The following is a 16,396-nucleotide window of genomic DNA, read 5'->3' on the forward strand; positions in this document are numbered from 1 at the left end:
ATAAATAGAAAAAATTTTGAATTTGTGTTACACTTTAAAAGTAAAAAAATTTTAATAAAAAAGAGGAAAAAAATATGGAAAAAAGAACTGAAAAATTATCAAGAATTTTAAATGAACTGAATATTGATGGATTATTTATTACAGATTTGTATAACCTTCGATATTTTACTGGGTTTACTGGGACAACTGGAGTTGCTCTTGCGACAAAAAATGGAAATTTTTTCTTTTCGGATTTTAGATACAAGACACAGGCTACTAAACAAGTTAGTGAAATGGGATTTGAATTTGTAGAAGTCTCACGTGGCTCACTTCAGACAGTTGGAGAATATATAAAAAAATTTGGGCTAAAAAATGTGGGATTTGAGGATGTGAATGTGGCATTTTCTCTTTATCAAACGATAAAAGACATTTTCAAAGTGGAATTAGTACCAGTTGGAAATAAACTTGTAATGGAAAGAATGGTAAAATCAGAAGAAGAAATTGCACTTATTAAAAAGGCTGTGGAAATCAGTGATGTGGCATTTTCAGAGGCTTTAAAAATTATAAAGGAAGGTGTTTCTGAAAAGGAAGTTTCTTCATATATGGAATACATTCAAAGAAAACTAGGTGCTGATGACCGTTCATTTACTACAATTTTTGCCAGCGGATACCGTTCAGCTATGCCGCACGGAGTAGCTTCTGACAAAAAAATTCAAAAGGAAGAATTTATTACAATGGATTTTGGGGCATATTATGAAGGATATGTGTCAGATATGACAAGAACTGTTTATTATGGAGACAATATTTCTGATAGACATGTAGAAATTTATAATACTGTTCTAGAAGCACAAATATTGGGTGTAAATACTATAAAAGAAGGCATTATGTCAGATGATGTTGACAAAGTTGTTAGAAACTTTTTAACTGAAAAAGGATACGGCGAGTATTTTGGACATGGACTGGGACACGGAATCGGTGCTGAAATTCACGAATTACCTTACTTATCAAGTGCTTCACATATTGAACTAAAAGAAAACATGGTTGTAACTTCTGAACCAGGACTTTATTTTGATGGATGGGGCGGAGTTAGAATTGAAGATGATGTTGTAGTTAAAAAGAATGGAAGTGAAGCATTGAATAAGAGTAATAAAGAATTAATTATTTTACATTAATGAATAACAAATATCTATAACAAGGGGTCTTGATCCCTTAAAAAACACAATATATATGAAAATAGGGAATGTCCCATAATTTGAGGCACTCCCTTGTTTTTTTAAGAATACATTTTTTTAAATAACGTTGGACATACTTCCTTCATGCTGTTTGGAAATTGTGTACACCAATGAAATATTATTTTTGGATATTTTTTATTAATATATCCTATTTTTCGTTTGTAATTGTTCAATTTTTTATTGTAGCTATCAATAAAATCATCTTGAAAAATAGTTTTATTGTTAATTTTGTAATTTTCTTTATTCAAGATATTGTGCGAATAATTTTTTCTGGAAAAGGCGTAAGCTGGAATAAAAGCAAAATTCTCATTTTCAAAATAATTTGTCAAAAGTTTTTTTTCAAAAGATATGTTTATATATTTTGCTAAATTATCCTGATTTTTTATAATTGAATAATATATTTTTTCCCCTTGCGAAATTAGCCAAAGCCGAAAAAAATCAAAGCTCCAGCTCGCTGTGTCGCCGTTCACAAGATACGAGGCACACCACAACTTTTCATTATAACTTTCACGCATCAGCTCGGTTGTAATTATTTCAAAATCAAAAATTTCTTCATCTGTTTTTTTTGATAAAATATTTATTAGATAATCTACAAATTCATTATTATTTTTAGCATTTTCATGTGATATAGAAATATATTTCCAAAAATCTTTTCTTTTCATTTTGAGTTTTGGAACAATATTTTTCATAACCATTTTTTTTACACGCCCTTTCTTTTTTAGATTTATATTTTTAACTTATTTAATAGAATAAGTCTAGTTTTTAAAATGATTTTTTATTATATTAACTATACATCTAAGTTTTGGCTAACAAATGCAATAAATATAACCGCAATTTTATTATTTTGCTTATTTCGAAAAAATAATCCTCCATCAGAATAAGGTGCATCGTGTTTTTTAAATTTACCCGTACTTCCCTGATTCATATGAATATCGTGTAATCCTTTTCCATTTGCATAAAGACGTCCAAATGCAAATACTTCATAATCATCATTATTAATAGCTTTCATGACATATTTTTCAATAATTTCCGTGAGAAAAATATTTTTTTCATCAAAGCCTTTCATTTGAATCATTTTTTCATGTGGAAATAATTTCATTTTTATATAATCTAAATGCAAATTTTCGTTACATTCTGTAATTCCAACTTTTTGTAACAGCATTTCCTGAATAATGTCTTTTTGGGAATTGTAATTTTTTGTATAGTAGACTTTTAAATTTGAAGAAATAATTTCATTTTTCTTTGCATAAATACTCCCAATATTAACTGCCAAATCGTACTTTTTTCCGTTGTTATCTGTTGCTACAATATGATAATGTGCCCTTTTATCAAAATCATACCATTTATCTATAATTTTTCCTCTAAACATCACATATTTTTCCATATTATCCTCTTTTTACTATACATTCAAACTTCTTTTAAATCTATCATTTGAATAAAATAGTTATAGTTTCTAAATTTAATTCTAAAGTAGTTTTATTATGAAATCATTTTAAAATTTAACTTAAATTCCAATATTATTTAATTTCTCATTATAAGTATAACATATTTTTTATAAAAGAAAAGGGATTGGAAATTTTATTAAAAATTTTTTTAAAATTATAAACAAAAAAATAATCGCTGTATTTTACAACAACGATTATTTAAAAAATGATTCCGTAAATAAATTTATATTAAATATAACAATCAATGTTACTAATATAAAGTTTATTTTTTTGATATTTTCATCTTTTCTTTGTTTAATCAAATCTTCCTGTTCCTTAATATTAACAACAATACTTGAAACTTATTTGACTAAATATTTTTTACCAATCTTTAGTTAATTCTAAATAAAAATTTAGTTTTTCATTATTACACTCCCTCTGTTGTTTCTTGCCAGTTAGAACTTACTGAATATACTAAAATTTGTTTATCTATCTGTTTCAAAAATAAATTACCATATCCTTTCTTACTTATTCAAATTTACTATCAACACAATGATGAGTAAATCCTTTTTTTGATTTTGTGTACACTCAATCTAGTTCTTACATTTTTTCTAATAAATAATCATAAATTTCTTGTATTTCTTTTGAATGTTCATCACTTTCATAAAAACTTGCTAAAGCATAATAATTTTCTGAGAATTTTTTTAATTTTAAAATTAATCCTTTTTTATCCTTTAATGTCTGTACATCTTTATTAACATTTATAATTTTATAATCTTTTCTATCACTTCCATTAAATATTTTTTCTATGTCTCTTTTATCATAACTTTGAGAGACTCTTAAATCCTCTATTACAAAAAAGCCTATTTTCTTTTCTTCATCATATAGATAATAACCATCTTTTATTTTTTTTAATATAAAGCTTTTAGGAAGATTAACATTAAAAGTTTCATTATTTCCAGCTTTTACCATTACAGTTTCTCTTTTCTTTAATGACTCAAAATAACTTTTAAATTCTAGAAAATTTTCTTTTGCAAAGATTTCCACTCCCTCAATTCCATTTTTTTTTGGTGATGGAGTACACCCGTATTGTTCACATATCCCCCAGCCTACCATTGTAGTTAAACAAGAATTTAATCCAAATATTAACATTACAAACAATAAAGTATATTTTAATTTCCTCATTCTATTTACCAATCCTTTCTCTTAAATTTTTTAAAACATCTTCTAAATTGTTGTTATTATTTTGTTGCAAATTATTTTTTCTTTCAAAATTTTGAATTTCTGTTCCACTTCTTTCTAATGAAGGATTTCTAGGATCTGTATTTCTCAATTCTTCTTTTAAAACATTGTTTCTTTGTTCTACTAAATCTTTATCGTAGTCTGGCATTCACTCTTGGAACATTCATAAGCATATCTTTTACATTTTTCTTTCTTTTTTATTTTTTTCATATTCATTTAGACTTAAAATCTTATTTTACTATATATTTTGTTATTATATCATATTTCTACATATTCGTACATTCTAGCCTTTAATTTTTCAAATCTTTTATTATGTGTTTATTTTTTCGATGTCGTGTGAAACAATTCTATACAGGCATGAAATAATTCTCTTTTCTACTGTAAAAAATGCTCATTCCTTTTGCCGCACAATTTCTTAAATTTCGCAATTTCATAAAAAGAGCCACAAACCACTATCGCCTTATACCGACTATTCTTTTGCAAAACCATCTGTTTTGCTTGATTATAGGCATCTAAAATATTGTCTTCAAAGATAATATTATTTGTCAAAATATTTGAATTTTCTAGATTTTTCTTTATTTCGTTGGCAGAAAGTCCGTAAGTAACCTCTTTTAGAGAAGTTATAAAAATTTTGTAATTTTTTTCCAAAATTTTCTCAAAAATATTCGCAATGTCCTTTGTTCCAAGTATCGAAAGAATAAAAATTACTTCATCATTTTTAAAAAGTTCATTCAAATTTTCTACAAGGACTCTTACAGAATCATGATTATGAGCTACATCCAGTATTGTAATTGGTTTTGGTGAAAAAATCTCAAACCGCCCAGCCAGCGAAATTTCATCAAGTCCTTTCTGAATAATTTCATCGCTGATACCATAAATTTTAGCAATTTCATAAGCAATCAAAAAATTATTTGCCTGAAATTTTCCAAAAAGTGGCAATATAAATGTTTTTTCCAAATTATGTTTATTTTTTTTATCTTCAATATTTTCAGATTCGTCTAAATTTTCACTTTCCAAAATCTTCACAATTGTCTTATAATTTTGAGTATCCAGTTCGACTTGTAAATTCTCATACTTTTTCAAGATATTTACTGAATTATCAGTTTCCTTTTTTACAGCATTCTCCAATTCAGGTAAATTTTGAGCATAAATGCATAACTGCCTATTTTTTATAATTCCAGCTTTCCTATCTGCAATTTTGTCAAGGGAATTTCCTAGTAGACTCACATGGTCAAAACTTATGTTTGTTATAACCGCAATAGTTGAATTTACAACATTGGTAGCATCATATCGTCCACCAAGACCAGTTTCCAGAAATATAAAATCAGGATTTTTTTCTTCAAAATAAAGTAATGCCATAAAAGTTGCTATTTCAAAAAAATTTATTTGAAACGAATTTTTTTCCAAAATATCCATAACAACTTCATAATACTTTACAACATCCTCATCAGAAATCATCTTTTTATTTATCAAAATTCTTTCATTAAACTTCAAAATATGTGGTGAAGTAAACTTAGCAACTGAATATCCTCCTGCAAAAAATATATTTTCTAAAAACGTAGCTGTTGAACCTTTCCCATTTGTTCCCGCGATATGAATAATTTTCTTATTTTTACAAGGCTCTCCCAGTAGCTCATAAATCTTTTTCAATTTTTCATTATTTTGATTCAAAGATTCTTTAGTTATCTTTTTGTTAATCGTTCTCATATTAAAAATTTTTTCTAAAACTTCATTTATTTTCATATTTATTTTGATAGTTATTCTCTCCTTTCAATTTGACTATATATTTGACCTTAGATTTATTTAATTTCTATTGATACAATAAAAAATAGATTCAAGAGTATTTTAATTTTAAATTCCCTGAATTTTGGGTAAATAAAAAGACACCAATACAAGTGCCTTTCTGTAAATAGTTATTTTTTCTTAGTTTCTTGGAATTTTGCCCAAACACCAGCTTTTGTTAAAATGCTTTTAACAGTTTCAGTTGGTTGAGCTCCATGTGATAAGTATTTTAAGATTTCTTCCTCTTTTAATACTACTTGTTTTTCTTCTTCAGCAAGTGGATTGAATGTTCCTAAGTAAGCAACTGCTTTTCCATCTCTTCTTGATAAAGCTTCCATAGCTACTATTCTATAAAAAGGAACTTTTTTTCTTCCTAATCTAGTTAATCTTAATTTTAACATTAAATTTTACCTCCATTTATTTAATAACTTGAAAATTTATTATTTTAAGTATGATATGATTATACTAAAAATTTAAAAAGTTGTCAAGTTTTTTTTCTTTACGATAAAGAAACCTCTTATTTGACAATATGGCATGAGATATCATTTCCGTCCTGATTAAGTATGGCATTGTTTCCCTTTATATGAATCTCATTTTTTCCATCGCTGTATCGTAAGCCACTTGCAGAAACAACTTGATCTAATTGAAAACTGGAATTTGATAGTTTATCAATAAGTTGAATTTTATCTGCTGTAATATAGAGTACGATAAATTCTTTTCCATTACAGTTAAATCTTTGAGAGGCAATTTTTTTCCGGGTATCATTTATTACTGGATATTTTTTTACTTCGTTGCCGCTATTACTATATGAAGTACAGCTCAATAATAATATGCTGCCAAATATTGTTATTAATTTTTTAGTTAATTTTATCATCGATATACCTACTTTTTATTTGATAATAATTTTATGATGTCTGACTCTAAATTTAAGCATTATGAGCTCTTACTCCATATTTAAAATACTTTCTCCAATAAGGACTTTTAAGAGAAGATATGACAACTCCTTTTGAAGATGAAGCATTTATAAATAAAGAGTTTCCAACATAGACAGCTGTATGGTTTATTCTGTTTTCAGGCTTGAAGTAAACAATATCTCCTGATTTTAAATCTTTAGCTGCAACTCTTCGTCCTTTTTTTATTTGCTGAGTTGAAACTCTTGGTAATTCTTGGTTAAAAGTTTCACGGTAAACTCTACGTGTTAAGGCTGAACAGTCGATACCGTCTTTTGAATCTCCGCCTAATCTGTACTTTGTACCTTTCCATTTACTGTATGAAGTTAAAAGTTTTTTTTCTATTTTGACTCTACGTTTTTCTTGAGCTGAACCTGAAGTCATTACTTTAGTGTGCTTTTGTCTTAATTCTGACATTTTAGTTTCAAGAAGAGGGCTTGTGTTTTTTGATGGGATACTGTAAATCCCTGTATTTTTTCCACTATTGCTTGTTTTAGTGCTTGAATTTTTATTTGGAGTGTGGTTACTGCTTACCTTTTTACTTTTTGTGGTCTTTGCCTGCAGATTTGAACCTACAAAGGCAGATACTACACAGACAGCTGTTATGAACTTATTTTTTCTCATATATTTTTTTTATTCCTTTCAAAATTTATTTTATTGTCATAGCAGAGCTATTTAAAACTCAAACATTTATGTATTTATGTAATTTTTATCAGTTTGATTTTATTTATTTGAGTATTTTTCAATATGATAATTGTATCATTTATTTAAAAAAAAGTAAATTGATTATTTTTGGCAGAACAAAAAATGTAAGGTTAGCTTATAATCAATTGCCTATATTTATTAACTTAGCTGAGGAATTTTAATAAAAAAAGTGCCATTTATCTTATAACGGATATTTTTTTCATTCTAGATAAAAAATATGAGTTACAAGTAAATAGCACAAAATATTAGAATATTACATTTCTTTAAATGTCAATGTTTTTCCATCGTCTGTCGTAAAAGTCAAACGATTATTATCTAATTTAATTTTTTTTGAATTTTGTAAAATATTTAAATACTGGCTTTCAAGTTTCATAAATTTATCTGGTCCTGCCATTTTTGTAGAGCCGATAGGTCCAATCATAATAATATCTGATGCCATTATATAATTTGAAAAATAGTTGTTTACTCCTGAATCACCATGTATTCTGTCTTCTGAAAAATTAAGTGTAATTCTTGTTTCATTTGTTGTCAATATTTTTCTCATCTTTCTGTCAGAAATATCAATAAGTTTCCAGCTAGTATTCAATAATCTTTTTTTCAAATTTAAAAGAGAAAGTGAATCTTTGTCTTTCTGATTAACTGTATTTGGATTTTTGAAAGTCCAAATATCTCCATCCTTGTTAGTTAAAGTTAAAGTATCCTTACTGTACTTAATTACAGGGTTGGATTGCAGAATATCAAAGAAATCCTGTTCGAGATTCATTAAATCTAAAGAACCTCCCATCAAAGTTGAAGTTACTCTGGTAGAAAGAGTAGAATTTCTGTTAATTTTATAATTTCCTGAATATCCGTTAATTCCACCAGAACCATTAATCTTATTTTTTGAAAAATTAATCGTAACATTTGTGTTTTCTGAAATATAAGACTTCCACCCATTTTTATTAATTTGAGTTAATTTCCATGAAGTTCCATTTAAATTTGAAAGAGGAAGTGAATCCTTGTCGTTCTGATTAATTGTATTCGGATTTTTAAAAGTCCAAATATCTCCAGCCCTGTTAGTTAAAGTTAAAGTATCATTGTTGTACTTAATTATAGGGTTGGATTGCAGAATATCAAAGAAATCTTGTTCGAGGTTCATTAGCTCTTGAGAACCTCCTATCAAAGTTGAAGTTACTGTAGCAGAAAGAGTGGAATTCCTGTTTAATTTATAACTTCCTGAATATCCGTTAGTTCCTCCAAATCCGTTGATATTGTATTTTAAGAAATTAATTGTAACATTTGCTTTTTCTGGAATACGGGAATTCCGTCCATTTTTCCTGATTTCTGTCAATTTCCACGAAGTTCCATTCAAATTAGTGCTAACAGCGACTCTTTTCACAGCTGCATTTAAAAAACCACAGCATAAAAGAAGCATTGTAAAAATTCCAACTAAAAAAAATCTTTTTTTCATTTTAAAAACCTCTTTTCATTATTTTTTTCTCTTTTCCTTTGTTAATTAAATACTATCATATTTTCATTAAAGAATTATGAGAATTTTTAAAATTATTTATTTTTTATTTTTATTAATTGCATAGTAAAATCACCTTAAAACCGAACTCAAAAGCTATGACTATTTTACTCAAACCCTAAATTTATATAATTTTTAATAGTTCTATTTTAAATGGGTTCGAGTATACAATTAATAAAAAACCTGCAGGTTATAATTTCCTGCAGATTTTCGGAGGCATAAAATGGCAATTTGTCATCTATTTGCTAAAGATTAGGTATAAAACCACAACCATAACAACGAAAACAACAATATCACCATTTATCATTATCTTTCACCTCCCTCCATATCAAACTTGAGGCGGTGAACCTCAAAATATTATAACACAAAAAAATACCCCAATCAAATAATAATAGATAAGGGCATTTTTTTCACCTGTTTAGTTTGATATGGATGATGTCCATTGTTTTCATTAATAATTATAACACAAATTTTTCATTTTTTCAATCATATAATATTTATTTTTTTATAAATTTATGATAAATCCAGTCTACTATAATGGCAATTGCATTATCCCCAGATACATTTGCGGCTGTTCCAAAGCTGTCCTGCGTTATATAAAGTGCGATTAGCAGTGAAGCTAGTGGACTGTTTGAAGCGATTCCAACCATTCCTAGAAATGGAAGTGCTGACATTATTGCTCCTCCAGGTGCTCCGGGTGCAGCTACCATTGCGACTCCTAGAACTAATATGAATGGAAAGATTGTCGAAATTCCGTAAGACATATTGTTCATCATAAGCACAGTAACAACACAACTTGTGATAGTAATAATGCTTCCTGCCAAGTGGATTGTGGCACAAAGCGGGACTACAAATTCACGAATTTCAGGAGATATTCCATTTCGTTTTGCACATTCCAGATTTATTGGGATTGTGGCTGCTGAAGATTGCGTTCCAAGTGCTGTAAAATAGCCAGGAATTTGATTTTTTAAACAAGTAAACGGATTTTTTCCTGAAAGTCCTCCAGCGAATGTGAATAAGGCTGAAACATATAAAACATGTAAAATTACTACACAGACAAATACTTTTAGGAAAATTGAAAGTGTTGCAAACATTTGTCCACTGTAAGTCATATTCATAAATGTTCCAAAAATGTAAATCGGAAGTAGTGGAATAACTGAAGTACTTAGTAATTTTGTAATAATTTTTGAAAATTCACGAAAAAGGTTGTAAGTAGTCTGCCCTTCTCCTCTATTTCTAAGCCAGCTAATTGAAAGTCCCATTATAAAGGCAAATACAATTGCTGAAGTTACGTCAAACATTGGTGCAAGCGGAATTTCAAAGTAAGGTGTCAAAAGATTTTTTTCAGGATTCTCTACCGCTGCAAATGAGGCAAAATTAAGAATTTTTGGAAAAATATTGGTTGCCATAAGATAAGCCAAACTTCCTGCAATAATTGTAGAAAGGTAGGCTATTAAAGTCGTAATCCCAAGTAATTTTCCTGCTCCTTGACGTAAATCTGAAATTCCTGTCACAACAAATCCGATTATCATAAACGGAATGACAAAAGATAAATACTTACTAAATAGTGACGAAAAAGTTACAAAAATCCTAATAACAGGACTTGGTAAAATTAATCCTAGCAGGATACCAAGCGTTATTGCGATAATTAAACGTGGCACAAGCCCGATTTTTTTCATAAAATGTTTTCTCTCCTTATAAATTTTTATATAACTAAAATAAATCCCGCAACCCAACCTCAATATTATTAATTAACATATGGTAGTAACATTTACAGTGATTTATACAAATGTAACAATACTGGGATTAATCGTAATTTTTGTAATTTCCCCGCATTACTCCAATTTTTGTAAGATATTTTTCCCCTAATATCCAAAGGTTTATGCTCACCTTAATAATATTTACACCTAAAATTTATTTTTTAAATTATATTTTTTATTCTTCAATCAAATCAATAGTCCAGTTTGCTTGCTGTAATTTTGTATCAGTTTCACGAATTTCCTTAGACAATTTATCTAGCTGTTTTTGCTGCGCTGGAACATTAACCGTACTAAAAACCTTTATTTCTGTTGTGGAATAAAGATTTATCTTTTGGCTTGCAATTTCTATAAATTCACGCAGGATTCCTGCTTTTTGTGAGAGTGTGTCCTTTTTTGCAATTAATTCAACCAATGAAATTCCGTCAATTTTTGAAAGAGTATTTGTTTTGTTTATTTTTATTATTAAATCATTTAATTGAGAAATTAAGCTGTCTAATTCAATTAATAAAAGTTCAGGATTTTCGGTAGGTTCTTCGTGTTCCTGAACTTTAGCATTATTATTAAGTCTTGTTTTTAATTGTGCGATTCTTTTTTGAATATCTGCACGTAAAATAAGAGCTTCAGCAATTTTCATTCTATGATACCTCCGATTTTTAATTTTTTAGTACTTAAAGTATAATAGAAAAATTAGAAAATGTAAAGGAAATTTTTATGTTTTTTATTGTTAAAAATTATATCCAAGATATTTTTTTAACTTGTAAATATTTGTTGTAATGGTTACAAAATTATGTTAAAATTAAAAGAGAAATTTTGGAATACAAAATATTGACTACTAAAATAAAATTTTACAATACAAATATAAAAATGGAGGAAATTATGGAATTATCAAAAGGTAAATTGCTAAATATTTATGAACGAATGCTTAGCATTAGAAATTTTGATTTAAAGGTAAACCAGCTTGTGAAAAGAGGAATGGTGCCTGGAATGACACATTTGTCAGTAGGAGAAGAAGCGGCGAATGTTGGTGCTATTGCAGCGTTGAATGCTGATGATTTGATAACATCTAATCATAGAGGGCATGGGCAAGTTATCGCTAAAGGTATTGACTTGAATGGAATGATGGCTGAAATTATGGGAAAGGCTACTGGAACTTGTAAAGGTAAAGGTGGTTCAATGCACATTGCCGATTTAGAAAGTGGAAACTTAGGAGCAAATGGAATTGTTGGTGGTGGACACGGAATGGCAGTTGGTGCGGCTTATACTCAAAAAGTTAAAAATACTGGAAAAATTGTAGTTTGTTTCTTTGGAGATGGAGCTACTAACGAAGGAAGTTTTCATGAGGCTATGAATTTGGCATCAGTATGGAATGTTCCTGTTATATTTTATTCAATTAATAACGGTTATGGAATCAGTACGTCAATTAATAAAGTTACAAATGTAGAACATTTGTATAAAAGGGCTGTGGCTTATGGAATGCCAGGATATTTTATTGAAGATGGAAATGATGTGCTGTCAGTCTATGAAACTTTTGAAAAGGCTGTGGAGCATGTAAGAGAAGGAAAAGGACCAGTTTTCATTGAAAGTATAACTTACAGATGGTTTGGACATTCTAGTTCAGATCCAGGAAAATATAGAACAAAAGAGGAAGTTGACGGATGGAAGTTAAAAGATCCTAACTTAAAATTCAGAAATTACTTACTTGAAAATAATATTGCAACAGAGGAAGAATTAGTAGAACTTGAACAAAAATCGAAAAAACAGATTGAAGATGCAGTGGAATTTGCAAAAAATAGTCCAGAACCTACGTTGGAATCTGCATTTGAAGATATATTTGCGAATTAGAAAAGGAGATAAAAAATGGAAACAAAGTTGATGTCTGTAAAAGAGGCGATTATTACAGCGATGTCAGAGGAAATGAGAAAAGATGAAAATGTATTTTTAATGGGAGAAGATGTAGGAATTTTTGGAGGAGATTTTGGAACATCGGTCGGAATGCTGGAAGAATTTGGGCCAGAAAGAATAAAAGATATGCCAATTTCAGAATCTGCAATTTCTGGAGCTGCAATTGGTGCGGCAATGACAGGGCTTCGTCCAATAGTTGACGTAACATTCATGGATTTTATTGTTTATATGATGGATAACATTATAAATCAGGCGGCAAAAACTAGATACATGTTTGGTGGAAAAGGGCAAGTGCCTGTAACATTCAGATGTGCGGCAGGTTCTGGAGTTGGTTCAGCTGCACAGCATTCACAGTCACTTGAGTCTTGGTTCACTCACATTCCAGGAGTAAAGGTTGTTGCACCAGGAACACCTGCGGATGTAAAAGGGCTTTTAAAATCAGCAATTCGTGATAATAACCCAGTAATTTTCCTTGAATATAAAGCACAATACAATATGAAAGGTGAAGTTCCTACAGACCCTGAATTTATTATTCCTTTAGGAAAAGGTGAAATTAAAAAAGAAGGAAAAGATATTACAATTGTAACTTATGGAAGAATGTTGGAAAGAGTAATGAAGGCAGTAGAAATTGCAGAAAGTGAAGGGATTAGCGTAGAAGTGGTAGATCCTAGAACATTGATTCCGCTAGACAAGGAAATTATTTTGAATTCTGTTAAAAAAACAGGAAGAGTAATCTTAGTAAATGATGCTCACAAAACAAGTGGATTTATTGGAGAAATTTCTGCAATTATTTCAGAAAGTGACACATTTGACTATTTGGATCATCCAATTGTGAGATTAGCTGGAGAAGATGTACCGATACCTTATAATCACGCTCTTGAAACAGCGATGGTTCCAAGTGTGGAAAAAATTGTAGAAGCAATTAGAAAAGTAAAAAATAAACAGTAAAGATAGTAAAAATAATATAAAAAAGAAAATAATATAGAAAGGAAAAAGCTATGGAAAATAATGAGTTAAGAGCGACTCCTGCAGCACGTAAATTAGCGCAGCAGATGGGACTTGATCTGTTTCATGTAAAAGGCAGTGGAGCTAATGGACGTATTCATAAGGAAGATGTGGAAACATTTAAATTTGAAAAACAAATAAGAATATCGCCACTTGCTAGAAAAATAGCATTAGATCATAACATTGAACTTGAAAATGTTGTTGGAACAGGGCATAATGGGAAAATAATGCGGGATGATATTTTGAAATTGATTGCTAAGCCACAGGAAACAGAAGACTTGGCAAGACATGAAAAGGCTGTTGTTGCAGAAGAAAAAGCAGTCGCACAGCAAGATATAGAAATCGTGCCGATGACGGCAATGAGAAAAGTTATTTCAAAACGTATGACGGAAAGTTACCTGACTGCACCTACATTTGCACTTAATTATGAAATTGACATGACAGAAGCTATTGCATTAAGAAAGAAAATACTTGATACAATTTTGGAAAGTACAGGAAAGAAAATTACAATAACAGATATTATTTCGTTTGCAGTAATCAAAACTTTATTGAAGCACAAATTTGTAAATTCAAGTCTGTCAGAAGATGGGACACAAATTATTCTGCATAATTATGTAAACTTGGCGATTGCAGTAGGATTTGATGGTGGACTTCTTGTGCCTGTTGTAAAAGGCGCTGATAAAATGACACTTAGCGAGCTAGTTGTTGAATCTAAGAAAATAGTGAAAAAAGCGCTAGATATGAAGCTGACACCTGATGAGCAAACTGGAAGCACGTTTACAATCAGTAATCTTGGAATGTTTGGAGTGCAAAGCTTTAATCCAATAATAAATCAGCCAAATTCAGCAATTTTAGGAGTTTCTTCCACAGTTGAAAAGCCAGTTGTTGTAAATGGCGAAATTACAGTTCGTCCAATGATGACTTTGACACTTACAATTGATCACAGAGTGGTAGATGGACTTGCGGGAGCTAAATTTATGCAAGACTTGAAAAATGCTTTGGAAAATCCAATCGCTTTGTTAATTTAATATTTTAAAATTTTTATTATATTTTTCAAAGTTATAAAAAATAAAATAAGAAAACAAATAAACTTTTTATGATACTTATTATTAAATAGTAATAACAAGGATTTTTAATTCATTGTAAAAAATTATATAAGGAGGAAAATAAATGGCTACTGAAGTAATAATGCCTAAAGCTGGAATTGATTAAAAATATGGTCATATACTCGTGTCATAAGAAATGAGTTAGACCCTTAAGTATAGTCAGTATATATAGAAATATGTATGTAGCGGTAGCAATAAAAAGTTATCCAATACTGCTCGAATTGCTGGAAACCCCTAAAGCTAGTATAACTACAACATAATATCTAGTTAGATATAAGTGTGAAAGTGTCGAAAGAAGAAAAAATATACTAGATGACATAAGGTTAAACCCTAAGTGTTAATATAAATGGGCAATCAGCAGCCAAGACCGAAAGGTAAGGTTCAACGACTATTCCTCCTGAGGGAAGTACACCAAAGCTGGTGGAAGTGGGCAGACCCAAACAGGTAGAGCTGTGGGATAAGATATAGTCTGTGCTTATGCGAAAGTATAAGAAGTTCATAGGAGAACTGCACAAAAAGTAGCGAATTTGTGTGAACGACAACCTCTAAAACGACTAAAGTTTCAGGTTCATATATTTTACTTTTTCCTTTGTTTTGAATGTAAAAAATGATATAATATATTCAAAATCAAAGGAGGTGAAATCACTTGGAAAAAGCGTATAAATTTAGATTTTATCCAACTAAAATACAAATAGAAAAGTTAAGTAAAACTTTTGGATGTGTGAGATATATTTATAATTATTTTTTAGATTTAAAACAAAAACTGTATGAAACTGAAAAGAAATCAATGTCATTCAACAAATGTAGTAAAGAATTGACAATTTTAAAGCAGAAAAAAGAATGGTTAAAAGAAGTTGATAAATATTCTTTACAAAATTCTTTAAGAGATTTAGATAGAGCTTATAAAAACTTTTTTAGTGGAAATGGTTATCCAAAGTTTAAATCTAAGAAAGATAATAGAAAATCATATAGAACTAGTTATACTAATAATAATATTGATTTTTTGGATAAATGGATAAAAGTTCCTAAATTAGGAAAATTAAAGATAAGAGATAAAAATTTTAAACCACAAGGTAGAATATTGAATGCGACAATATCTCAAGAACCTAGTGGGAAATACTATATTTCTTTGTGTTGTACAGATGTTAAAATTGAAAATCTAAAAACTTCAAATAAAGAAATTGGAATAGATTTAGGAATAAAAAATTTTGCTGTAACAAGTGATGAAACCACAATAGAAAATTCAAAATATTTGCAGAAATCTTTTGAAAAACTGGTATTATTTCAAAAAAGACTGTCACGAAAAACAAATGGTAGTTCAAATAGGAATAAGGCTAGAATAAAAGTGGCAAAATGTTATGAAAGAATAGCAAACCAAAGAAAAGACTTTTTACAAAAATTATCAACAAAACTAATAAAAGAAAATGATACAATTTGTATAGAAAATTTGCAAGTTAAAAATATGGTAAAAAATCATAAATTGGCGAGAAACATATTAGATGTATCGTGGAGTGAGTTTACTAGAATGTTAGAATATAAAAGCAAGCTGGTATGGAAGAGAAATAGCGAAAGTTGATAAATTTTTTGCAAGTAGTCAGATTTGTAACTGTTGTGGATATAAAAATAAAAAAGTAAAAGACTTAAGCATAAGAAAATGGACTTGTCCAGAATGTAACACCAGCCACAATAGAGATGTAAATGCAGCGAAAAACATATTAAAGGAAGGATTAAGAATACTAGAGGCTTAAGTAAAAATATATGAACCATAGGAACTATGGGGATAGCTTGGTAAATTTAGTTGG

Annotated in this window: 15 protein-coding genes and 1 pseudogene; 5 read left to right on the forward strand and 11 right to left on the reverse strand. The window is 29.1% G+C overall.

Translation table 11 applies throughout. From position 1 onward, the window contains the following. Window positions 1-74 precede the first annotated feature (74 nt). Window positions 75-1,151 (forward strand): M24 family metallopeptidase, encoded by a 1,077-nt coding sequence (locus tag LEBU_RS02685; protein ID WP_012806623.1) that lies wholly within the window; start codon window positions 75-77, stop codon window positions 1,149-1,151. Window positions 1,152-1,252: 101 nt separating this feature from the next. Here LEBU_RS02685 and LEBU_RS02690 read toward each other — a convergent pair whose 3' ends face one another. The 11 genes from LEBU_RS02690 to LEBU_RS02740 all read right to left on the reverse strand — a co-directional run bounded on the left by LEBU_RS02690 (window position 1,253) and on the right by LEBU_RS02740 (window position 11,215). Next, window positions 1,253-1,906 carry a DUF4240 domain-containing protein gene (locus tag LEBU_RS02690; protein WP_012806624.1) on the reverse strand — a complete coding sequence of 218 codons (654 nt, stop codon included), beginning with the start codon at window positions 1,904-1,906 and terminating at the stop codon, window positions 1,253-1,255. A 92-nt stretch (window positions 1,907-1,998) separates the two neighbouring features. Then, complete coding sequence (locus tag LEBU_RS02695) at window positions 1,999-2,595, reverse strand: DUF2278 family protein (RefSeq protein ID WP_012806625.1); 597 nt, start codon at window positions 2,593-2,595, stop codon at window positions 1,999-2,001. 640 nt (window positions 2,596-3,235) lie between these two features. Continuing rightward, window positions 3,236-3,832 carry a hypothetical protein gene (locus LEBU_RS02700; RefSeq protein WP_041760499.1) on the reverse strand — a complete coding sequence of 199 codons (597 nt, stop codon included), beginning with the start codon at window positions 3,830-3,832 and terminating at the stop codon, window positions 3,236-3,238. Then, a complete protein-coding gene (locus LEBU_RS02705; protein ID WP_012806627.1) occupies window positions 3,822-4,025 on the reverse strand; it encodes a hypothetical protein in 204 nt (67 codons plus the stop codon). The genes LEBU_RS02700 and LEBU_RS02705 overlap by 11 nt, the downstream gene beginning before the upstream one ends. Before the next feature lie 227 nt (window positions 4,026-4,252). After that, entirely contained in the window at window positions 4,253-5,584 is a 1,332-nt protein-coding gene (locus LEBU_RS02710) for a bifunctional folylpolyglutamate synthase/dihydrofolate synthase (RefSeq protein ID WP_238974502.1), read from the reverse strand. A 206-nt stretch (window positions 5,585-5,790) separates the two neighbouring features. Then, on the reverse strand, window positions 5,791-6,060 hold the full coding sequence (rpsP, locus tag LEBU_RS02715) for a 30S ribosomal protein S16 (RefSeq protein ID WP_012806629.1): 270 nt from the start codon (window positions 6,058-6,060) through the stop codon (window positions 5,791-5,793). Window positions 6,061-6,176: 116 nt separating this feature from the next. After that, window positions 6,177-6,533 (reverse strand): MliC family protein, encoded by a 357-nt coding sequence (locus LEBU_RS02720; RefSeq protein ID WP_012806630.1) that lies wholly within the window; start codon window positions 6,531-6,533, stop codon window positions 6,177-6,179. 52 nt (window positions 6,534-6,585) lie between these two features. Beyond that, entirely contained in the window at window positions 6,586-7,233 is a 648-nt protein-coding gene (locus LEBU_RS02725; RefSeq protein ID WP_012806631.1) for a C40 family peptidase, read from the reverse strand. Window positions 7,234-7,567: 334 nt separating this feature from the next. Then, on the reverse strand, window positions 7,568-8,764 hold the full coding sequence (locus LEBU_RS02730) for an META domain-containing protein (RefSeq protein WP_012806632.1): 1,197 nt from the start codon (window positions 8,762-8,764) through the stop codon (window positions 7,568-7,570). Window positions 8,765-9,318: 554 nt separating this feature from the next. After that, window positions 9,319-10,500 (reverse strand): dicarboxylate/amino acid:cation symporter, encoded by a 1,182-nt coding sequence (locus tag LEBU_RS02735; RefSeq protein ID WP_012806633.1) that lies wholly within the window; start codon window positions 10,498-10,500, stop codon window positions 9,319-9,321. Window positions 10,501-10,756: 256 nt separating this feature from the next. Continuing rightward, complete coding sequence (locus tag LEBU_RS02740; protein WP_012806634.1) at window positions 10,757-11,215, reverse strand: DIP1984 family protein; 459 nt, start codon at window positions 11,213-11,215, stop codon at window positions 10,757-10,759. Window positions 11,216-11,457: 242 nt separating this feature from the next. Here LEBU_RS02740 and LEBU_RS02745 point away from each other — a divergent pair, with 242 nt between their 5' ends. From LEBU_RS02745 to tnpB, 4 genes and pseudogenes are all read left to right on the forward strand, one after another. Continuing rightward, window positions 11,458-12,423: a thiamine pyrophosphate-dependent dehydrogenase E1 component subunit alpha gene (locus tag LEBU_RS02745; protein WP_012806635.1), complete on the forward strand. Its 966-nt coding sequence runs from the start codon at window positions 11,458-11,460 to the stop codon at window positions 12,421-12,423. Between the two features lie 15 nt (window positions 12,424-12,438). Then, a complete protein-coding gene (locus LEBU_RS02750; protein ID WP_006804776.1) occupies window positions 12,439-13,431 on the forward strand; it encodes an alpha-ketoacid dehydrogenase subunit beta in 993 nt (330 codons plus the stop codon). A gap of 50 nt (window positions 13,432-13,481) precedes the next feature. Further along, a complete protein-coding gene (locus tag LEBU_RS02755) occupies window positions 13,482-14,516 on the forward strand; it encodes a dihydrolipoamide acetyltransferase (protein WP_012806636.1) in 1,035 nt (344 codons plus the stop codon). Window positions 14,517-15,240: 724 nt separating this feature from the next. Beyond that, window positions 15,241-16,342: pseudogene (gene tnpB, locus LEBU_RS02760) on the forward strand (IS200/IS605 family element RNA-guided endonuclease TnpB). Window positions 16,343-16,396: the final 54 nt, after the last annotated feature.

This window comes from Leptotrichia buccalis C-1013-b (genome assembly GCF_000023905.1).
GTDB lineage: Bacteria > Fusobacteriota > Fusobacteriia > Fusobacteriales > Leptotrichiaceae > Leptotrichia > Leptotrichia buccalis.